Annotated in this window: 16 protein-coding genes; 11 read left to right on the top strand and 5 right to left on the bottom strand. The window is 55.7% G+C overall.

Annotated features, from left to right (window positions below; genetic code table 11):
• The first annotated feature begins 188 nt into the window (after positions 1-188).
• Positions 189-929: a 3'(2'),5'-bisphosphate nucleotidase CysQ gene (gene cysQ, locus AM329_RS14955; RefSeq protein WP_003856050.1), complete on the top strand. Its 741-nt coding sequence runs from the start codon at positions 189-191 to the stop codon at positions 927-929.
• Here cysQ and AM329_RS14950 read toward each other — a convergent pair.
• A complete protein-coding gene (locus AM329_RS14950) occupies positions 923-1,480 on the bottom strand; it encodes a YtfJ family protein (protein ID WP_022650270.1) in 558 nt (185 codons plus the stop codon). The genes cysQ and AM329_RS14950 overlap by 7 nt on opposite strands.
• 324 nt (positions 1,481-1,804) lie before the next feature.
• Here AM329_RS14950 and AM329_RS14945 point away from each other — a divergent pair, with 324 nt between their 5' ends.
• Together AM329_RS14945 and AM329_RS14940 are read left to right on the top strand one after the other, a co-directional pair.
• Positions 1,805-2,011, top strand: coding sequence for a DUF1107 domain-containing protein (locus AM329_RS14945; protein WP_003856054.1), 207 nt, complete (start codon positions 1,805-1,807; stop codon positions 2,009-2,011).
• A gap of 335 nt (positions 2,012-2,346) precedes the next feature.
• Positions 2,347-2,754: a hypothetical protein gene (locus tag AM329_RS14940; protein WP_032608366.1), complete on the top strand. Its 408-nt coding sequence runs from the start codon at positions 2,347-2,349 to the stop codon at positions 2,752-2,754.
• Between the two features lie 83 nt (positions 2,755-2,837).
• On the opposite strand, the gene AM329_RS14935 is transcribed toward AM329_RS14940, so the two are convergent.
• A complete protein-coding gene (locus AM329_RS14935) occupies positions 2,838-4,175 on the bottom strand; it encodes a hemolysin family protein (RefSeq protein WP_022650272.1) in 1,338 nt (445 codons plus the stop codon).
• Positions 4,176-4,386: 211 nt separating this feature from the next.
• The gene (gene msrA / locus AM329_RS14930) at positions 4,387-5,028 is read right to left on the bottom strand and encodes a peptide-methionine (S)-S-oxide reductase MsrA (RefSeq protein WP_003856057.1); all 642 of its coding nucleotides are present in this window, start codon (positions 5,026-5,028) and stop codon (positions 4,387-4,389) included.
• A 224-nt stretch (positions 5,029-5,252) separates the two neighbouring features.
• Here msrA and tamA point away from each other — a divergent pair, with 224 nt between their 5' ends.
• The 3 genes from tamA to AM329_RS14915 are packed head-to-tail and all read left to right on the top strand — an operon-like array spanning position 5,253 to position 11,106.
• Positions 5,253-6,986 carry an autotransporter assembly complex protein TamA gene (gene tamA, locus AM329_RS14925; RefSeq protein ID WP_022650273.1) on the top strand — a complete coding sequence of 578 codons (1,734 nt, stop codon included), beginning with the start codon at positions 5,253-5,255 and terminating at the stop codon, positions 6,984-6,986.
• Positions 6,983-10,759 (top strand): autotransporter assembly complex protein TamB, encoded by a 3,777-nt coding sequence (gene tamB, locus AM329_RS14920; RefSeq protein WP_032608368.1) that lies wholly within the window; start codon positions 6,983-6,985, stop codon positions 10,757-10,759. The genes tamA and tamB overlap by 4 nt, the downstream gene beginning before the upstream one ends.
• Before the next feature lie 2 nt (positions 10,760-10,761).
• Positions 10,762-11,106, top strand: a complete 345-nt coding sequence (locus tag AM329_RS14915) for a gamma-glutamylcyclotransferase (RefSeq protein WP_017383925.1) — start codon at positions 10,762-10,764, stop codon at positions 11,104-11,106.
• 141 nt (positions 11,107-11,247) lie between these two features.
• On the opposite strand, the gene ppa is transcribed toward AM329_RS14915, so the two are convergent.
• Positions 11,248-11,778, bottom strand: a complete 531-nt coding sequence (gene ppa / locus AM329_RS14910; RefSeq protein ID WP_006810347.1) for an inorganic diphosphatase — start codon at positions 11,776-11,778, stop codon at positions 11,248-11,250.
• 309 nt (positions 11,779-12,087) lie between these two features.
• Between ppa and ytfQ the strand changes: the two genes are divergently transcribed.
• The 5 genes from ytfQ to AM329_RS14885 all read left to right on the top strand — a co-directional run bounded on the left by ytfQ (position 12,088) and on the right by AM329_RS14885 (position 18,366).
• Positions 12,088-13,044 carry a galactofuranose ABC transporter substrate-binding protein YtfQ gene (ytfQ, locus tag AM329_RS14905; RefSeq protein ID WP_017383924.1) on the top strand — a complete coding sequence of 319 codons (957 nt, stop codon included), beginning with the start codon at positions 12,088-12,090 and terminating at the stop codon, positions 13,042-13,044.
• 133 nt (positions 13,045-13,177) lie between these two features.
• Positions 13,178-14,680: a galactofuranose ABC transporter, ATP-binding protein YtfR gene (ytfR, locus tag AM329_RS14900; protein WP_017383923.1), complete on the top strand. Its 1,503-nt coding sequence runs from the start codon at positions 13,178-13,180 to the stop codon at positions 14,678-14,680.
• A 10-nt stretch (positions 14,681-14,690) separates the two neighbouring features.
• The gene (gene ytfT, locus AM329_RS14895; protein WP_161353898.1) at positions 14,691-15,716 is read left to right on the top strand and encodes a galactofuranose ABC transporter, ATP-binding protein YtfT; all 1,026 of its coding nucleotides are present in this window, start codon (positions 14,691-14,693) and stop codon (positions 15,714-15,716) included.
• Positions 15,703-16,704, top strand: a complete 1,002-nt coding sequence (gene yjfF / locus AM329_RS14890) for a galactofuranose ABC transporter, permease protein YjfF (RefSeq protein WP_017383921.1) — start codon at positions 15,703-15,705, stop codon at positions 16,702-16,704. The genes ytfT and yjfF overlap by 14 nt, the downstream gene beginning before the upstream one ends.
• Positions 16,705-16,797: 93 nt before the next feature.
• Positions 16,798-18,366: a methyl-accepting chemotaxis protein gene (locus tag AM329_RS14885; protein ID WP_023315279.1), complete on the top strand. Its 1,569-nt coding sequence runs from the start codon at positions 16,798-16,800 to the stop codon at positions 18,364-18,366.
• A gap of 40 nt (positions 18,367-18,406) precedes the next feature.
• On the opposite strand, the gene fbp is transcribed toward AM329_RS14885, so the two are convergent.
• Positions 18,407-19,405 carry a class 1 fructose-bisphosphatase gene (gene fbp / locus AM329_RS14880; protein WP_003856070.1) on the bottom strand — a complete coding sequence of 333 codons (999 nt, stop codon included), beginning with the start codon at positions 19,403-19,405 and terminating at the stop codon, positions 18,407-18,409.
• Positions 19,406-19,465: the final 60 nt, after the last annotated feature.

Here is a 19,465-nt window from a genome sequence, read left to right as displayed (position 1 = left end):
GAGGAGTCCTTTTTTCGATCCAAGCCACAAAAGAATATGTATGTAGTATTTGTTGCTTACAGAAGTGTGAATGCTGCCAGAAAAAAGGGCGCTGAAACCAGAATTGCTTCACAGATAGCGGAATTGTTCACATTACGATATAACTAAAACAATAAGTTATGCCCACTGCGTTAACGAAGAGGTGGAGAATGTTAGATAAAATTTGTCAGCTCGCACGGGATGCGGGTGATGCCATTATGCAGGTGTACGACGGTGCGAAACCGATGGATGTTGTCAGCAAAGCGGATGACTCCCCGGTGACGGCGGCGGATATCGCGGCGCATGCGGTGATCTTGAAAGGTTTGCAGGCCCTGACGCCGGATATTCCGGTCCTTTCTGAAGAAGCGCCCCAGAGCTGGGATGAACGTCAGCACTGGCAGCGTTACTGGCTTGTCGACCCGCTGGACGGCACGAAAGAGTTTATCAAGCGTAACGGTGAATTCACCGTCAACATCGCTCTGATTGAAAACGGGAAAGCGGTACTGGGCGTGGTTTATGCCCCGGTGATGAAGGTGATGTACAGCGCGGCGGAAGGTAAAGCCTGGAAGGAAGAGTGCGGCGTGCGTAAGCAGATCCAGGTGCGTGATGCCCGTCCTCCGCTGGTGGTGATCAGCCGCTCGCACAGTGACAGCGAGCTGGAGGAGTATCTGCAACAGCTGGGTGAACACCAGACGACGTCGATTGGCTCGTCGCTGAAGTTCTGTCTGGTGGCGGAAGGGCAGGCGCAGCTGTACCCACGTTTCGGGCCGACGAACGTCTGGGATACGGCGGCAGGGCATGCGGTGGCGGCGGCCGCTGGCGCGCATGTGCATGACTGGCAGGGTAAGCCACTGGACTACACCCCGCGCGAGTCATTCCTGAATCCGGGCTTCCGGGTGTCACTTTACTGAGTCAGCAGCTTATGCAGCAGGGCAACCACCTGCTGCACCTCATCCTGCGTCAGCGCGCCGTCTTTAACCCACTCTACGCGACCGTTTTTGTCCAGCACGACAATCGCTGAACTCTCCTCTTCCAGCTGCCACGCCTTACGCGTCACGCCGTTGCTGTCGACAATAAACTGCGACCAGGGATAGAGCTTCTTATTGCTCTCAAGGCTTGAGCGCACAAACATGCCGGAGCCGGGAATGGCGTCGTCGGTGTTCACGATGGTGGTGGTCTGGTAGCGATCGTGCGGGAGTTTTGCGGCCTTGATCGCCTCCACGAGGGTAGCGTTTTTCTCTTTAGCGGATGTACGTCCGGCAATATGTTGTACAACTCTCACTTTGCCCGCAAGCTGCGCGCTATTCCAGGCTTTATAGCTAAACTTATCATTGTCGAGAATCAATTCTCCCCGGTCAGCAATCCCGACCGGCGGGACACGTTGTCCTTTTTCAATGTTGTGTGCGGAAGCCATCAGCGGCAGCAACAGGCAAGCTGCTGCCAGGAGGTTACGTAGGGTCATGGTGTTTCCTTATTGTTAGCAGGTGATCCGACCACTTGGTCATGCGCTTTTAATCATAAGTGCGATCAATAGGCTTTTCCCGCAATCCCGATGCCAGTTTGCGGGCGGACGCACATATCTATGCAAAAACGACGGCATATACTGCGCTGTATCACGCTTTGCAAAGATTATTCTGAATAATTGTAATCAAACGGTAAATAAACTTATGCACACTGGGTAAGTACGAGGTTCTGGTCTATAGTCATTGGGCATCAAAATTTGCGCTCAGGACAGTCGGGCCGATTGTGGCACCGCAAGAGCGTATGATTCGCAGGAGATACAAGAATGAAAATTTTCCAACGCTACAACCCGCTTCAGGTGGCGAAGTACGTGAAGATCCTGTTCCGTGGACGGTTGTACATCAAGGATGTTGGCGCTTTTGAGTTCGATAAGGGCAAAATCCTTATCCCGAAAGTGAAGGACAAACAGCACTTGTCTGTGATGTCCGAAGTCAACCGTCAGGTTATGCGTCTGCAAACTGAGATGGCTTAACCAACGTGCTATGCAGTAGTTGTTAAAAAGACGGCTCCCAATGGGAGCCGTTGATGTTTGTAGGGCCAGTCCAGAGACATACCCTGAAGCAGATAGTTTTGACTTGGCGTTATTTGTATTAACGGGCATAACCATGAATTGATGAAGTTTTTCTTAAAATCTTTTTCAGTGCTAAAAATTGATATAAAACATTAAAAACTTGGATCACTATTGGACTTATTATCCATGGCATAAACAATACCCCTATACTTTTTATAAGCGAGTTGTAAAAAGGTCAGCTTTAACTGTTGGCTGAGAAGGGAAGCCGTTACGCATGGAAAATAAATGGAATAATTATGCATCGAGATCTGGTTTTTAAAAATAAGAATATATTTGTGTTATTTATGTTAGCTACCATAGGATATGGGATTTGGCGCATGCTTGGTGACTTTTTTTACCTTGAACAGACTATAGTTTATCGGCATGCCGTAGTTGATAAGTCTATGTTGTATATCACGGAAAGCAGCGCGGGTGCGACGACTTCTTTCGTATATAAATATTATCTTTACACGGCACAAAAGACCGATGAAGTTTTTTTAGAAGACATTAAAAATGGTTATGAACCTTTCCTTGTCACCACCGATCCTGGCGTGAAAGTTAGCATTGAAGACAGAACGATTTTTCTTAAAGTAAGCGGGGATATTTTTAAATTTAATAATATCGTAGGCTCTGCCTTTATTTATCTCAATTCGTCCCCCTTCTAAGGACTTAAAAAATTATTTAAATTACATAAACGGCAGCTTCCGTTTTAAAACAAAAAGGGCAGCTCAACGCTGCCCTTCATAAATTACGCCGACACCTTCTCTTCCGCATCCGGCAGTTTCGGCACCAGCACGGTCGGTTTGCTATCAATACGCGTTACCAGCAGCTGATCGATGCGGTAGTTATCAATATCCACCACTTCAAACTTGAAGCCGGAAAACTTCACTGAGTCGGTACGTTTCGGGATTTTACGCAGCATAAACATCATAAAGCCGCCGATGGTCTCGTAGTTTCCGGACTGCGGGAACTCGTCGATGTCGAGCACGCGCATGACGTCTTCAATCGGCGTACCGCCATCGATGAGCCATGAATTTTCGTCACGCTGAACAATCTGCTCTTCCAGCCCCTGGCCGACCAGGTCGCCCATCAGGGTCGTCATAACGTCGTTGAGGGTGATAATGCCCACCACCAGCGCGTATTCGTTCATGATCACCGCGAAGTCTTCCCCGGCGGTTTTGAAACTTTCCAGCGCTTCGGAGAGCGTCAGGGTGTCCGGCACAATCAGGGTGTTGCGGATCTGCACGCCGCTGTTCAGCGCCAGGCTCTGGTTTGCCAGCACGCGGTTCAGCAGGTCTTTGGAGTCCACATAGCCGATGATATGGTCGATATCTTCGTTACAGACCAGGAACTTGGAATGTGGATGCTGCGCCACTTTGGTCTTCAGGCTCTGCTCGTCTTCATGCAGATCGAACCAGATGATGTTTTCACGGCCGGTCATGGAGGACGGCACGGTACGGGATTCCAGTTCGAAAACGTTCTCAATCAGCTCGTGCTCCTGCTTGCGCAGCACGCCTGCCAGCGCCCCGGCTTCCACCACGGCATAAATATCATCGGAGGTGATGTCGTCTTTACGCACCATCGGCAGCTTAAAGATGCGGAAAATGACGTTCGCCAGGCCGTTAAAGAACCACACCAGCGGACGGAAGACATACAGGCAGAAGCGCATCGGGTTGATGATACGCAAAGCCACTGCTTCTGGCGCAATCATACCGATGCGTTTCGGGGTCAGGTCCGCGAATAAAATGAACAAGCCGGTCACCAGGGAGAAGGAGAGGATGAAGCTCAACTGCTCGGCCAGCTCTACGGACATGTACTTAACAAAGAGGCCATAAAACGCCGGAGAAAACGCTGCATCACCCACGATACCGCCAAGAATGGCGACCGCGTTCAGGCCAATCTGCACCACGGTAAAGAACATGCCGGGGTTTTCCTGCATTTTCAGAATGCGTGATGCGTTGATGTTGCCCTCGTCGGCAAGCAGCTTCAGTTTGATTTTACGGGAGGCAGCCAGCGAGATCTCCGATATCGAGAAAAATGCACTGACGGCAATAAGACAAAGTATTACTAAAATACTGTTTAACATAGTTTATCCGGCTTCTCGCCAGATCCTCAGAAGGGGAGTTGATACCATTCGTGTGAAGACACATTGAAGTCAGCTCGTAGCGTTGAGCCGATTATTTCAGCGGTAGTATAGCGTAAAGACGTGTAAACCTGCCAGAGGTCACGTTTTCGGCAAAAAGTGGCCGGAGGGAGAGGCTGTGCGCCACGCGGCTCGCGTGGCGCTGAAGCCGTAATCAGTCCTGTTGTGGAGGCAGACAGACGCCGATGCCGCCAATGCCGCAGTAGCCGTACGGATTTTTATGCAGGTACTGCTGGTGGTCGTCTTCGGCATAGTAGAACGGTTTCGCGGTAGCGATTTCCGTCGTGACCTGACGTTTATCACCGGCCGCCTGCATCGCTTCCTGGAAACGCGTCAGGCTGGCGTGGGCCGCGGCCTCCTGCTCTGGGGTGAGCGGGTAGATGGCCGAACGGTATTGGGTGCCGTGATCGTTACCCTGACGCATGCCCTGCGCCGGGTCATGGTTTTCCCAGAACACCTGGAGCAGCTGTTCATAGCTAATGACGCTCGGGTCATACACCACACGCACCGCTTCAGCATGACCGGTCTCACCGGAACAGACTTCGCGGTAGGTTGGGTTAGGCGTATATCCTCCGGTGTAGCCCGCAGCGGTGCTGTACACGCCCGGCAGTTGCCAGAACAGGCGTTCTACGCCCCAAAAGCAGCCCATGGCAAACAGGGCGATCTCCATTCCATCAGGAACGTTTGTCATTGAATGGTTGTTTACGGCGTGTAATGTCGCCACTGGCATAGGGGTGTTGCGTCCCGGTAACGCATCGGCTTGTGATACCAGATGCTTTTTATCAAATAAACTCACGGTGGGGCCTCCGGGGTAGCGTTGTTTCGGTTAAGGTTGTCACGAAGCGTTTAATTGAACACAATAAATGCGATGAATGAGTCTAGATTTAATCATAAGAAATATTTGGGTGTTACACCCTTTTTCAACCCGTAATTTGGGTTTTTGGCTTTCAGGCCGTATTTTGCCGCGGAGCGGCACTGCATTTGCTTCCAGGGTGGAAACAGGGATATTCAGGAGAAAACGTGACAAAGATCCGCCAGTTATGTTTAGTCAGCTTACTGCTGACCAGCGGGATTGCCAGCGCGGCGAATGTCCGTTTGCAGGTTGAGGGGTTATCCGGGGCGCTGGAAAAAAACGTGCGTGCGCAGCTTTCTACTATCCAGAGCGATGAGGTCACGCCGGATCGGCGTTTTCGCGCGCGCGTGGATGACGCCATTCGCGAAGGCTTAAAGGCGTTGGGGTACTACGAACCCACCATCGATTTCGATTTACGCCCGCCGCCGGCAAAAGGACGTCAGGTGTTGATTGCCCGCGTCTCGCCGGGCGAACCCGTCCTGATTGGCGGCACGAACGTGGTGCTGCGCGGCGGCGCGCGCACGGATCGTGACTACCTGGATCTGCTCAGCACCCGTCCGAAAGTGGGCACTGTGCTCAATCACGGGGATTACGATCGTTTTAAAAAATCATTAACCAGCGTTTCGCTGCGCAAAGGCTACTTCGACAGCCAGTTCAACAAAAGCCAGCTAGGCGTTGCGCTTGAGCGACGTCAGGCATTCTGGGATATCGATTACGACAGCGGCGAGCGCTACCGGTTTGGCGATGTGACCTTCGAAGGATCGCAAATCCGTGACGAGTATCTGCAAAACCTGGTGCCGTTTAAAAAGGGCGACTACTACCAGTCCAGCGACCTGGGCGAGCTGAACCGTCGTTTGTCCGCGACGGGCTGGTTTAACTCCGTGGTGGTGGCGCCGGAATTTGATAAATCCCGTAAAACGAAAGTGTTGCCGCTACATGGCGTGGTCTCTCCACGCACCGAGAACACCATTGAGACCGGTGTCGGCTACTCCACGGACGTCGGCCCGCGCGTGAAAGCCTCGTGGAAAAAACCGTGGATGAACTCCTACGGCCACAGCCTGACAACCAGCGTCAGCCTGTCTGCGCCTGAACAGCAGCTGGACTTCAGCTATAAAATGCCGCTGCTGAAAAATCCGCTTGAGCAATACTACCTCGTGCAGGGCGGCTTTAAGCGTACCGATTTGAACGATACCGAGCAGGACTCGACGACGCTTGCGGTATCACGCTTCTGGGATCTCTCCAGCGGCTGGCAGCGCGCCATTAACCTGCGCTGGAGCCTCGACCACTTTACCCAGGCAAACGTCACCAACACCACCATGCTGCTTTATCCGGGCGTGATGATCAGCCGTACCCGCTCGCGCGGTGGCCTGATGCCGACCTGGGGCGATTCTCAGCGCTACTCCATCGATTATTCCAACACCGCCTGGGGCTCCGACGTAGACTTCTCCGTCTTTCAGGCGCAAAACGTCTGGATCCGCACGCTGTACGACAAACACCGCTTTGTGATGCGCGGTAATCTCGGCTGGATCGAAACCGGTGATTTCGAACGCGTCCCGCCGGATCTGCGCTTCTTCGCCGGGGGCGACCGCAGCATTCGCGGGTATAAGTACAAATCGATCTCACCTGAAAACGACAAAGGCCAGTTGACCGGGGCCTCTAAACTGGCGACCGGCTCGCTGGAGTACCAGTACAACGTCAGCGGCAAGTGGTGGGGAGCGATGTTCGTTGACGGCGGTGAAGCGGTGAACGATATCCGCCGCAGCGATTTCAAAACCGGCGCGGGCGTAGGCGTGCGCTGGCAGTCACCGGTCGGGCCCATCAAGCTCGATTTCGCCGTTCCGGTGGGCGACAAAGATGAACACGGTTTACAGTTTTACATCGGTCTGGGGCCTGAATTATGAGTTTATGGAAGAAGATAAGCCTCGGGGTGCTGATTTTTATCGTATTACTGCTCGGTACGGTGGCGTTTCTGGTGGGCACCACCACGGGCCTGCATCTGCTGTTTAACGCCGCGAACCGCTGGGTGCCAGGGCTGGAAATCGGCCAGGTAACGGGCGGCTGGCGCGATCTGCGCCTGAAAAATATCCGTTACGAACAGCCCGGCGTGGCGGTGAACGCGGGCGAGTTTCATCTGGCGGTCAAGCTCGGCTGCCTGCGTGACAGCCAGCTATGTGTAAACGATCTGTCGCTAAAAGACGTTAACGTGGCGATAGATTCCAAAAAAATGCCGAAGTCCGAGCCTGTCGAAGAAGAGGACAGCGGCCCGCTGAACCTCTCCACGCCGTACCCGATTGCGCTCTACCGGGTCGCGCTGGATAACGTCAATATCAAAATCGACGACACGACGGTATCCGTGATGGATTTCACCTCCGGTCTGCGCTGGCAGGAGAAAAACCTCACCCTGACCCCAACCTCCCTGCAAGGGCTGCTGATTGCGCTGCCGAAGGTGGCCGACGTGGCGCAGGAAGAGATCGTCGAGCCGAAGATCCAGAACCCGCAGCCGGAAGAAAAACCGCTGGGCGAAACGCTGAAAGATCTCTTCTCGAAACCGGTTCTGCCGGAGATGACCGACGTGCATCTGCCGCTGAACCTCAATATCGAAGAGTTTAAGGGCGAGCAGCTGCGTCTGACGGGTGATACCGATCTGACAGTCTTCAACATGCTGCTTAAAGTCAGCAGTATCGACGGCAACATGAAGCTCGACGCGCTGGATATTGATACTAACCAGGGATCGGTCAACGCCTCAGGCAATGCGCTGCTGCGCGACAACTGGCCGGTAGATATTACGCTGAACAGCGCCCTGAACATCGATCCGCTGAAAGGCGAAAAGGTGAAGGTGAAAGTCGGCGGCGCGCTGCGCGAGAAGCTGGAGTTCGGCGTGAACCTCTCCGGACCGGTGGATATGGTGCTGCGCGGGCAAACCCAGCTGGCAGAGGCCGGTTTACCGCTCAACCTTGAGGTGGTCAGTAAGCAGCTTTACTGGCCGTTCACCGGCGAAAAACAGTTCCAGGCTGACGATCTGAAGCTGAAGCTGAGTGGCAAAATGACCGACTACACGCTGTCGTTCCGCACGGCAGTGAAGGGGCAGGGGGTACCGCCCGCCGATATCACCCTGGATGCGAAGGGTAACGAGTTGCAGGTTAACCTCGACAAGCTGACCGTGGCGGCGCTGGAAGGAAAAACCGAGCTGACCGCGCTGCTCGACTGGCAGCAGGCGATCAGCTGGCGCGGCGAGCTGAAGCTGACCGGGATCAACACCGCTAAAGAGGTCCCGGACTGGCCGTCAAAACTGGATGGCCTGATCAAAACCCGCGGTAGCCTGTACGGTGGCACCTGGCAGATGGACGTGCCGGAACTCAAGCTCACCGGCAACGTGAAGCAGAACAAAGTCAACGTAGAGGGCTCGCTTAAGGGCAACAGCTATCTCCAGTGGGTGATCCCGGGCCTGCACGTGGCGCTGGGTCGCAACACGGCGGATATTAAAGGCGAGCTGGGCGTGAAAGACCTCAATCTGGATGCCACCATCGACGCGCCAAATCTCGATAACGCCCTGCCGGGTCTTGGCGGCACGGCGAAGGGGTTAGTGAAGGTTCGCGGTACGGTGGAGGCGCCGCAGCTGCTGGCGGACATCACCGCCAATAACCTGCGCTGGCAGGAACTTTCTATTGCCCGCGTACGCGTCGAGGGGGACGTGAAATCCACCGATCAGATCGGCGGAAACCTGGATCTGCGCGTGGAGCGTATCTCTCAGCCGGACGTGAACATCAGTCTGGTCACGCTGGCGGCAAAAGGTAACGAAAAGCAGCACGATCTCCAGCTACGCGTGCAGGGCGAGCCGGTCTCCGGGCAGCTGCACCTGACGGGCAGTTTTGACCGCCAGGCGACGCGCTGGAAAGGCGTGCTGGATAACACCCGCTTCAGCACGCCGGTCGGCCCGCTGGTGCTGTCGCGGTCTGTCGCGCTGGATTACCGCAACGCGGAGCAAAAGATCAGCATTGGGCCACACTGCTGGACCAACCCGAATGCTGAGCTGTGCGTGCCGCAGACCATTGATGCGGGCGCGGAAGGACGCGCGCAGATCAACCTCAACCGTTTCGACCTGGCGATGCTGAAACCGTTTATGCCGGAAACCACCCAGGCCAGCGGGGTCTTCAGCGGCAAAGCGGACGTCGCGTGGGACACCACCAAAGAGGGACTGCCGCAGGGCAGCGTTACCCTCTCCGGGCGTAACGTGAAGGTGACGCAGGAGGTCAATGACGCGCCGCTGCCGGTGGCGTTCGACACCCTGAATGTGAACGCTGACCTGCGTAACAATCGTGCGGAACTGGGATGGCTGATCCGCCTGACCAACAACGGTCAGTTTGACGGACAGGTGCAAATTACCGATCCGCAAGGGCGGCGCAATCTCGGCGGCAACGTCAATATTCGCAACTTCAACCTGGCGATGGTGAATCCGATCTTCTCGCGGGGAGAAAAGGCGGCGGGGATGCTCAGCGCCAACCTGCGTCTGGCGGGGGATGCGCAAAGCCCGCAGCTGTTTGGCCAGATGCGGTTAAACGGCGTGGACATTGACGGTAACTTTATGCCGTTCGATATGCAGCCAAGCCAGCTGACGATGAACTTTAACGGCCAAAGCTCAACCCTCAGTGGCTCAGTGCTGACGCAGCAGGGACAAATCAACCTGAGCGGTGACGCAGACTGGAGCCAGCTCGACAACTGGCGCGCCCGTATTGCGGCCAAGGGCAGCAGGGTGCGTATCACGGTACCGCCGATGGTGCGCCTGGACGTGTCGCCAGACGTGGTCTTTGAGGCAACGCCGAGTCTCTTCACCCTGGACGGCCGTGTCGACGTACCGTGGGCGCGCATCGTGGTTCACGAGGTGCCGGAAAGCGCGGTTGGCGTCTCCAGTGACGAAGTTATGCTCAATGAAAATCTGAAACCTGTTGAACAGAAGAGCGCTGGCATACCGATCAATAGTAATCTTATCGTGCACGTGGGGAATAACGTGCGTTTGGACGCGTTTGGGCTGAAGGCGAGACTCACGGGTGACCTGAAAGTGGCGCAGGATCAACAGGGACTTGGCCTCAATGGACAAATCAATATTCCTGAAGGGCGCTTCCATGCCTACGGTCAGGATTTGATTGTGCGTAAAGGCGAGCTGCTGTTCTCCGGTCCACCGGATCAGCCGGTACTCAATATCGAAGCGATCCGTAACCCGGAAGCCACCGAAGATGATGTGATTGCGGGTGTGCGTGTGACGGGCTCCGCCGATGAACCTAAGGCAGAGATCTTCTCTGACCCGGCCATGTCGCAACAGGAAGCGCTCTCTTACCTCCTGCGCGGCCAGGGTCTGGATAGCCAACAGGGCGATGGCGCGGCAATGACATCAATGTTAGTCGGTCTGGGGGTTGCACAAAGTGGTCAGGTTGTGGGTAAAATCGGCGAGACGTTTGGCGTAAGCAATCTGGCGCTGGACACTCAGGGCGTGGGTGACTCTTCGCAGGTAGTGGTCAGCGGCTATGTACTGCCGGGTCTACAGGTAAAATATGGCGTGGGGATCTTTGACTCACTGGCTACACTCACGTTACGTTATCGCCTGATGCCTAAGCTATATCTGGAAGCAGTGTCCGGCGTAGACCAGGCACTTGATCTGCTCTATCAGTTTGAGTTTTAGCAATGCGAATATTTGTTTACGGCAGTTTACGAACCAGGCAAGGCAACAGCCACTGGATGACCAACGCCCAGTTGCTGGGAAATTACACAATCGAAAACTACCAGTTGTACAGTCTGGGCCACTATCCAGGCGCGGTTCCGGGGAACGGAACGGTACAGGGTGAGGTTTATCGTATTGATAATGCCACGCTGGCCGAACTTGATGCCTTGCGCACCAGGGGCGGTGAATACGCTCGCCAGTTGATCCAGACACCTTACGGTAGTGCATGGATGTACGTGTACCAACGTTCGGTTGACGGGTTAACGTTGATTGAAAGCGGTAACTGGTTAGACAGAGACCAGTTCTGAAAAACGACAACGCCACCGTAAGGTGGCGTTGTCGTTTTGCGCCTCTTGCTGATTGTAGGCCCGTGCAAGCGTAGCGCCGCCGGGCGCATCGACAGGCACAAAAAAGCCCCGACGCGCGGGGCTTAGTCTCAGCAGTAAGAATTACTTCTTAGCCGCACGCTCGAAAGAGGCGATGATTTCTGCTTTCGCCGCTTCTGCGTTATCCCAGCCTTCAACTTTAACCCATTTGCCTTTTTCGAGATCTTTGTAGTGCTCGAAGAAGTGGGCGATCTGCGCTTTCAGCAGCTCTGGCAGGTCGTTCACATCTTTAATGTGATCGTACTCTTTGCTCAGCTTGGTGTGCGGTACGGCAACCAGTTTCGCATCTTCACCCGCTTCGTCAGTCATTTTCAGCACGCCAACAGGACGGCAGCGAATGACGGAGCCTGGCTGCAATGGGTATGGCGTCGGGACCAGTACGTCAACCGGGTCACCGTCCAGAGACAGAGTGTGGTTGATGTAGCCGTAGTTGCACGGATAGAACATGGCGGTAGACATGAAACGGTCAACGAACAGCGCACCGGTGTCTTTGTCGATTTCGTATTTGATTGGATCTGCGTTGGCCGGGATTTCGATCACAACGTAGATGTCTTCTGGCAGTTCTTTACCCGCAGGGACGTTGAGTAAGCTCATGTCGGTGTCCTTTAAAATGGATGGTAAACAAGTGGCAGGTATTATAGCCAACTGGCGCTGAAAGTCTCCGCCTGTTTTCGTCTTCTCTGCCTCGCGCCTTCACTTTTCAGACCGTTTCCATGACAGGATAATCCATAAACTCAGCCGCATTTTAAATGTTGAAATGAAAGCGATTACAAACTTGTGATTAACGTTTTATTCACTTTTCTGAAGTGTGATGTAACGCAATCCGTAACATATTCGATTGGCTATAGTTCATCCGCGGAACATCTTTTAACCAACAATAATCTACCCTACGAGGACGTTCATATGTGGAAGCGCTTACTTCTTGTTACAGCAGTTTCGGCAGCCATGTCGTCTATGGCGATGGCCGCACCTTTAACCGTTGGATTTTCGCAGGTCGGATCTGAATCCGGCTGGCGCGCCGCTGAAACGAATGTGGCGAAAAGTGAGGCCGAAAAGCGCGGTATTACGCTGAAAATCGCCGATGGTCAGCAAAAGCAAGAGAACCAGATTAAAGCGGTGCGCTCGTTTATCGCTCAGGGCGTGGATGCCATCTTTATTGCCCCGGTTGTCGCCACGGGCTGGGAGCCGGTGCTGAAGGAAGCCAAAGATGCTGAAATTCCGGTCTTCCTGCTCGACCGTTCCATCGACGTAAAAGACAAATCTCTCTATATGACCACCGTCACCGCCGATAACGTGCTGGAAGGCAAACTGATTGGTGACTGGCTGGTGAAGCAGGTGGATGGCAAGCCGTGTAACGTGGTTGAGTTGCAGGGCACCGTCGGGGCGAGCGTGGCTATCGACCGTAAGAAAGGTTTCGCGGAGGCCATCGCCAAAGCACCAAACATCAAAATCATCCGTTCTCAGTCCGGCGACTTCACCCGCAGCAAGGGTAAAGAGGTCATGGAAAGCTTCATCAAGGCAGAAAATAACGGCAAAAATATTTGCATGGTTTACGCCCACAACGACGACATGGTGATCGGCGCCATTCAGGCCATCAAAGAAGCGGGCCTGAAGCCGGGCAAAGATATCCTCACCGGCTCGATCGACGGCGTACCGGACATCTACAAAGCAATGATTGACGGCGAAGCGAACGCCAGCGTGGAGCTGACGCCAAATATGGCGGGCCCGGCATTCGATGCGCTGGAGAAATTCAAGAAAGACGGCACCCAGCCTGAGAAGTTGACCATCACCAAATCCACGCTCTACCTGCCGGACACGGCGAAAGAAGAGTTAGAGAAGAAGAAAAATATGGGCTACTAAGCCCTCGCCCCCTCACCCTAGCCCTCTCCCCGGAGGGGAGAGGGAAAAGGGCGGGTTGGGCAGAAAATTAAAGATGGGCACGACATAGTCCCCTCTCCCCTCCGGGGAGAGGGTCAGGGTGAGGGGGAAAACCATGACCACCGAACAACACCAGGAAATCCTTCGCACAGAGGGCCTGAGTAAATTTTTCCCTGGCGTTAAGGCGCTGGATAACGTTGATTTCAGCCTGCGGCGGGGGGAGATCATGGCGTTGCTCGGCGAAAACGGGGCGGGGAAGTCGACGCTGATTAAAACCCTGACCGGGGTCTATCACGCCGATCGCGGCGCTATCTGGCTGGAAGGTAACGCCATTTCGCCCAAAAACACCGCACATGCCCAGCAACTGGGGATCGGCACGGTCTACCAGGAAGTAAACCTGCTGCCAAACATGTCGGTAGCGGATAACCTGTTTATTGGCCGCGAGCCCAGACGTTTTGGCCTGCTGCGCCGCAAAGAGATGGAAGCGCGCGCCGCGAAGCTGATGGAATCGTATGGCTTCTCTCTCGACGTGCGCGAACCGCTGAACCGTTTCTCCGTGGCGATGCAGCAGATCGTGGCGATCTGTCGCGCTATCGATCTCTCGGCGAAAGTGCTGATCCTCGATGAACCCACCGCCAGCCTCGATACCCAGGAAGTGGAGATGCTTTTTACCCTGATGCGCCAGCTGCGTAATCAGGGCGTTAGCCTGATTTTCGTGACGCATTTCCTCGATCAGGTTTACGAGGTGAGCGACCGTATTACGGTGCTGCGCAACGGCAGCTTTGTCGGCTGCCGGGAAACCCGCGAGCTGCCGCAGATAGAGCTGGTCAAAATGATGCTGGGCCGCGAGCTGGAGACCAACGCGCTTCAGCGCGCGGGCCGTACGCTGCTGAGCGAAAAACCGATCGCCGCGTTTCACGATTACGGCAGAAAAGGGACCATCGCGCCGTTTAACCTCGAGGTACGCCCCGGTGAAATTGTGGGACTGGCGGGTCTGTTAGGCTCCGGGCGCACCGAAACCGCCGAAGTCATCTTCGGGATCAAACCTGCCGACAGCGGAACGGCGCTGATCAAAGGCAAACCACAAACGCTACGTTCACCGCATCAGGCGTCGTGCCTCGGCGTGGGCTTCTGCCCGGAGGACAGGAAAACGGACGGTATTATTGCCGCCGCCTCGGTGCGGGAAAACATCATTCTGGCGCTACAGGCCCAGCGCGGCTGGCTGCGTCCGATCCCTAAGCGCGAGCAGAACGCGATTGCCGAGCGCTTCATCCGCCAGCTCGGTATACGTACCCCGAGCGCGGAACAGCCCATCGAGTTCCTCTCGGGCGGTAATCAGCAGAAGGTGTTGCTCTCGCGCTGGCTGCTCACCAAGCCGCAATTCCTGATCCTCGACGAGCCCACGCGCGGTATCGACGTGGGCGCGCACGCCGAAATCATCCGGCTTATCGAAACGCTCTGCGCCGACGGTCTGGCGCTGCTGGTGATCTCGTCTGAGCTGGAGGAGCTGGTCGGCTATGCCGATCGCGTCATCATCATGCGCGATCGCAGGCAGGTGGCAGAGATCCCGCTGGATAAACTGTCGGTTCCGGCGATCATGAATGCCATCGCGGCGTAAGGAGTCAAATGTGATGTCCCGTTCTCTTTCGCAAACTGGCGAAGCGAAGCGCCGCTTCAGCTGGCCGACCGGCACGCCGCAAATCGTGGCGCTGCTGCTGGTGCTGCTGGTGGATAGCCTGGTAGCTCCGCATTTCTTTCAGATCGTCGTGCAGGATGGCCGCCTGTTTGGTAGCCCGATCGACATCTTAAACCGTGCCGCGCCCGTGGCGCTGCTGGCGATTGGTATGACGCTGGTCATTGCCACCGGCGGGATCGACCTCTCCGTCGGTGCGGTAATGGCGATTGCGGGCGCCACCGCCGCCTCGATGACCGTCGCCGGGCACAGCCTGCCGGTGGTTCTGCTGGCCGCGCTGGGCTCCGGCGTGCTAGCCGGGCTGTGGAACGGCATTCTGGTCGCGGTGCTCAAGATCCAGCCGTTTGTCGCGACGTTGATTTTGATGGTGGCCGGGCGCGGTGTGGCGCAGCTTATTACCTCCGGTCAAATCGTCACCTTTAACTCCCCGAGCCTGGCGTGGATCGGCAGCGGTAATTTTCTGTTCTTCCCGACGCCGGTGATCGTCGCGCTGGTGACGCTGGTGGTGTTCTGGCTTTTCACCCGCAAAACGGCGCTCGGGATGTTCATCGAAGCGGTGGGGATTAACATTCGGGCCGCGAAAAACGCCGGGGTAAATACGCGGCTGATGGTGATGCTGACTTACGTGCTGAGCGGCGTCTGTGCTGCGATTGCCGGGGTGATCGTGGCCGCCGATATTCGCGGAGCTGATGCCAATAACGCCGGACTCTGGCTCGAGCTGGATGCAATCCTTGCGGTGGTTATCGGCGGTGGATCGCTGATGGGCGGACGTTTTAATCTGCTGCTCTCGGTGGTGGGGGCGTTGATTATTCAGGGTATGAATACCGGTATTTTGCTCTCCGGGTTCCAGCCGGAGCTGAATCAGGTCGTCAAAGCGGTCGTGGTGCTTATCGTGCTTATCGTGCAGTCGCCGCGCTTTATCACTCTCATTAAGAGGTTCCGCGGTCATGATAAAACGTAATTTGCCGTTAATGATCACGCTGGGCGTGTTCGTGCTGGGATACCTTTACTGCCTGACCCAGTTCCCGGGCTTCGCCTCCACGCGGGTGATTTGCAACATCCTGACCGACAATGCCTTTTTAGGCATTATCGCCGTCGGCATGACGTTTGTGATCCTCTCCGGCGGGATCGATCTCTCCGTTGGGTCGGTGATCGCCTTTACCGGCGTGTTCCTTGCCAAGGCGATTGGCTTTTGGGGCATTTCGCCGCTGCTGGCTTTTCCGCTGGTGCTGGTCATGGGCTGCGCGTTCGGCGCCTTTATGGGGCTTTTGATCGATGCGCTGAAAATCCCGGCCTTTATTATCACCCTCGCCGGGATGTTCTTCCTGCGCGGCGTGAGCTATCTGGTGTCGGAGGAGTCAATTCCGATAAACCACCCGATCTACGACACGCTCTCCAGCCTGGCGTGGAAAATCCCCGGCGGGGGGCGCCTGAGCGCAATGGGGCTGCTGATGCTGGGCGTGGTGGTGATCGGGATCTTCCTCGCCCACCGTACCCGGTTTGGTAACCAGGTTTATGCCATTGGCGGCAGCGCCACGTCCGCGAACCTGATGGGAATTTCCACGCGCAGCACGACTATCCGCATCTACATGCTTTCGACCGGGCTGGCCACCCTCGCGGGGATTGTATTCTCAGTTTATACCCAGGCAGGCTATGCCCTGGCGGGGGTGGGCGTTGAGCTGGACGCCATTGCCTCGGTAGTGATTGGCGGTACGCTGCTCAGCGGCGGAGTGGGGACAGTCCTCGGCACGCTGTTTGGCGTGGCGATCCAGGGGCTGATTCAGACCTATATCAACTTCGACGGCACGCTCAGCTCCTGGTGGACCAAAATCGCCATCGGCATTCTGCTGTTTATTTTTATCGCGCTCCAGCGCGGCCTGACGGTGCTGTGGGAGAACCGCCAGAGCTCGCCTGTTACCCGGGTGAATACATCTTTAACAGAGCGATAACATGCTGAAATTGCTTAAACTCTAAACATTTTCCGGTAGCGGCCGATACTCTTTTTTTATGCCCAGAAATATCTCGCTACCGGAAATAACATCATGCTTAAAACGCTATCGATTCGTACCGGCTTGCTCTCTTTACTGGCCGTTATGACCCTTCTGCTGCTGATTGTCAGCGGCATCGGCATTTATGCCCTTACACAAAGTTCCGCTTCTCTCCAGCGCATCAATCATCTTCAGGGTGAACAGATGGTGCAGCTGAATGCCGGCTATACGCTGATCCTGCGCGCGCGTAACGAAGCGGGGCAGGCCGTCCGCATGATGGAGGTCGGCCTGCTGGACGATGCGGCCAGGGCGGTCAAAACCATTAACCAGGAAGTGGCGCTGGCACAGAAAACGCTGAAGGACGTGATCGGCAGCGGCGTGGCGGATGAGCAGGGGCAAAAGCTGCTGGATAACGTCGCCGCGAGCCTGGCGGTGTACAACCAGCAGGGTATCAGCCCGATGCTGAAAGCCCTGAACGAGCAAAGCGCGGACAGCTATTACGATCTGCTGGAAAACAAGCTGGTCCCGGTGGCGAAGCAGTTTGATAACGATATGCAGGCGTTCCAGGCATGGAGCGAGGCGCGCGGCAAAGCGGAGGTGAGCGCCGTGCAGGCGAGTAAAACCCGCGTGCTGATCCTGATTATCGTCGCGGCGCTGCTGACGGCTGGCATTATCGTGCTGGCCTGGCTGGTTCTGCGCCATATGCTGCTCGAGCCGCTTTCAGCCTCGATTGCCCAGCTGGAACATGTGGCGGCCGGGGATTTAACCCATACCCTGAACGCGCCGGCGAGCCAGGAATTTAATCGCCTTAACGCGGCGATCGAAGGGATGCGCCAGTCGCTGATGGACTCCGTTCTGCGGGTGCGTGACGCCAGCTCGCAGATTGATACCGGCAGCCGCGAGCTGACGGCCGGGAATATGAACCTGGCTCAGCGCACGGAATCCACCGCCACCTCGCTGGAGCAGACGGCCGCCAGCATGGAAGAGATCACCGCCACGGTGAAACTTAACGCCGATAACGCCGAGCAGGCGCACCAACTGGCGAAGTCGGTCTCCGATACCGCCGATCACGGCAGCGAAATGGTCTGCTATGTCATTGAGAAGATGCGCGACATCTCCGGCAGCTCGGCACGCATCGCCGATATCCTGAGCGTCATCGACGGCATTGCCTTCCAGACCAATATTCTGGCGCTGAACGCCTCCGTTGAAGCGGCGCGTGCGGGTGAGCAGGGGCGAGGTTTTGCGGTCGTGGCGGGTGAGGTGCGTAATCTCGCCAGCCGCAGTGCTGATGCGGCGAAAGAGATCCGCTCGCTTATCAGCGATTCGCAAACCCACGTGAACGAGGGCAGCGAGCTGGCGCAGCAGGCCGGTGAGACGATGGACGAGATCGCCACCGAAGTACTGCGTATGACCAAACTGATGCGTGAAATTGCGACGGCCTCTCAGGAGCAAAGCCGCGGTATTGAGCAGGTGAATATCGCTGTCAATCAGATGGATGAAACGGCGCAGCAAAATGCGGCGCTGGTCCAGCAATCATCTGCGGCAACACGTTCCCTGGAGGAGCAGTCTCGCGAGCTGATGGAAGCGATGGCCTCCTTCAAATTGACGACGCAAACGGCATGACGAAAAAAAGGGGAGCCTGACGGGCTCCCCTTTTCGTGCGTTACGCGTCCGGGAATTCGCGGATCATGCGTTCAACGTCATCCACCATATGGCGGTTGCCGACGAAGAAGGAACGGCGCTGGTGCAGGCTTTCTGGCACGATATCCAGAATACGCTCTTTACCGTCGCTCGCCTTGCCGCCTGCCTGTTCGGCCAGGAACGCCATTGGGTTGCACTCGTACAGCAGACGCAGTTTTCCGTCCGGGTGGCTGGCGGTGCTTGGGTAGAGGTAAATACCGCCCTTCAGCAGGTTACGGTGGAAATCCGCCACCAGCGAGCCGATATAGCGTGAGGTGTACGGGCGCTGGGTGGCTTTATCCTCTTCCTGGCAGAATTTGATGTACTTCTTCACGCCGTTCGGGAATTTGATGTAGTTGCCTTCGTTGATGGAGTAGGTGTTGCCCTTCTCCGGGAAGCGCATACGCTCCTGGCACAGGCAGAACACGCCCAGGGACGGATCGTAGGTAAAGGCGTGTACGCCGCAGCCGGTGGTGTACACCAGCATGGTGGACGAGCCATACACCACATAACCGGCAGCAACCTGTTTACTGCCCGGTTGCAGGAAGTCTTCTTCCGTCACCGGCGTGCCAACCGGCGTGACGCGACGGTAGATGGAGAAAATGGTACCGACAGAAACGTTAACGTCGATGTTGGAGGAGCCGTCCAGCGGATCCATCAGAACAACGTATTTCGCGTGTTCACACCCTTCGAATACGACGATCTCATCTTCTTCTTCAGAGGCGATACCCGCAACGATGTCGCGCGCGCGCAGTGCTGCTTTCAGTTTTTCATTGGCGAACAGGTCGAGTTTCTGCTGAACCTCACCCTGAACGTTCTCGGCACCGCTGGCACCCAGGATATCGACCAGACCGGCCTTGTTGATATCGCGGTGGATGATCTTAGCGCCCAGCTTTATTGCCGACAGCAAAGCAGTGAGCTCACCCGTAGCATGAGAGAACTCGTGCTGCTTTTCGACAATAAATTCACCTAACGTTTTCATAACACTTTCCCTGCATCTTATGTTGAGTAAAGCGGTTGATGTCCAACAATCTTAACAAAC

The sequence above is a fragment of the Enterobacter cloacae complex sp. AR_0002 genome (genome assembly GCF_001922365.1).
GTDB classification, from domain to species: Bacteria; Pseudomonadota; Gammaproteobacteria; order Enterobacterales; family Enterobacteriaceae; genus Enterobacter; species Enterobacter hormaechei_C.
The sequence above is the reverse complement of the archived record's forward strand: the minus strand, read 5'-3'. Positions and strand labels throughout refer to the sequence as shown.

Coding starts and splice junctions, on each gene's coding strand:
- AM329_RS14915 (WP_017383925.1), top strand. CDS start 10,762: ATGCGAATATTTGTTTACGGCAGTTTACGAACCAGGCAAGGCAACAGC.
- tamB (WP_032608368.1), top strand. CDS start 6,983: ATGAGTTTATGGAAGAAGATAAGCCTCGGGGTGCTGATTTTTATCGTA.
- ytfR (WP_017383923.1), top strand. CDS start 13,178: ATGACCACCGAACAACACCAGGAAATCCTTCGCACAGAGGGCCTGAGT.
- AM329_RS14950 (WP_022650270.1), bottom strand. CDS start 1,480: ATGACCCTACGTAACCTCCTGGCAGCAGCTTGCCTGTTGCTGCCGCTG.
- fbp (WP_003856070.1), bottom strand. CDS start 19,405: ATGAAAACGTTAGGTGAATTTATTGTCGAAAAGCAGCACGAGTTCTCT.
- cysQ (WP_003856050.1), top strand. CDS start 189: ATGTTAGATAAAATTTGTCAGCTCGCACGGGATGCGGGTGATGCCATT.
- AM329_RS14935 (WP_022650272.1), bottom strand. CDS start 4,175: ATGTTAAACAGTATTTTAGTAATACTTTGTCTTATTGCCGTCAGTGCA.
- ytfQ (WP_017383924.1), top strand. CDS start 12,088: ATGTGGAAGCGCTTACTTCTTGTTACAGCAGTTTCGGCAGCCATGTCG.
- ppa (WP_006810347.1), bottom strand. CDS start 11,778: ATGAGCTTACTCAACGTCCCTGCGGGTAAAGAACTGCCAGAAGACATC.
- yjfF (WP_017383921.1), top strand. CDS start 15,703: ATGATAAAACGTAATTTGCCGTTAATGATCACGCTGGGCGTGTTCGTG.
- AM329_RS14885 (WP_023315279.1), top strand. CDS start 16,798: ATGCTTAAAACGCTATCGATTCGTACCGGCTTGCTCTCTTTACTGGCC.
- AM329_RS14945 (WP_003856054.1), top strand. CDS start 1,805: ATGAAAATTTTCCAACGCTACAACCCGCTTCAGGTGGCGAAGTACGTG.
- AM329_RS14940 (WP_032608366.1), top strand. CDS start 2,347: ATGCATCGAGATCTGGTTTTTAAAAATAAGAATATATTTGTGTTATTT.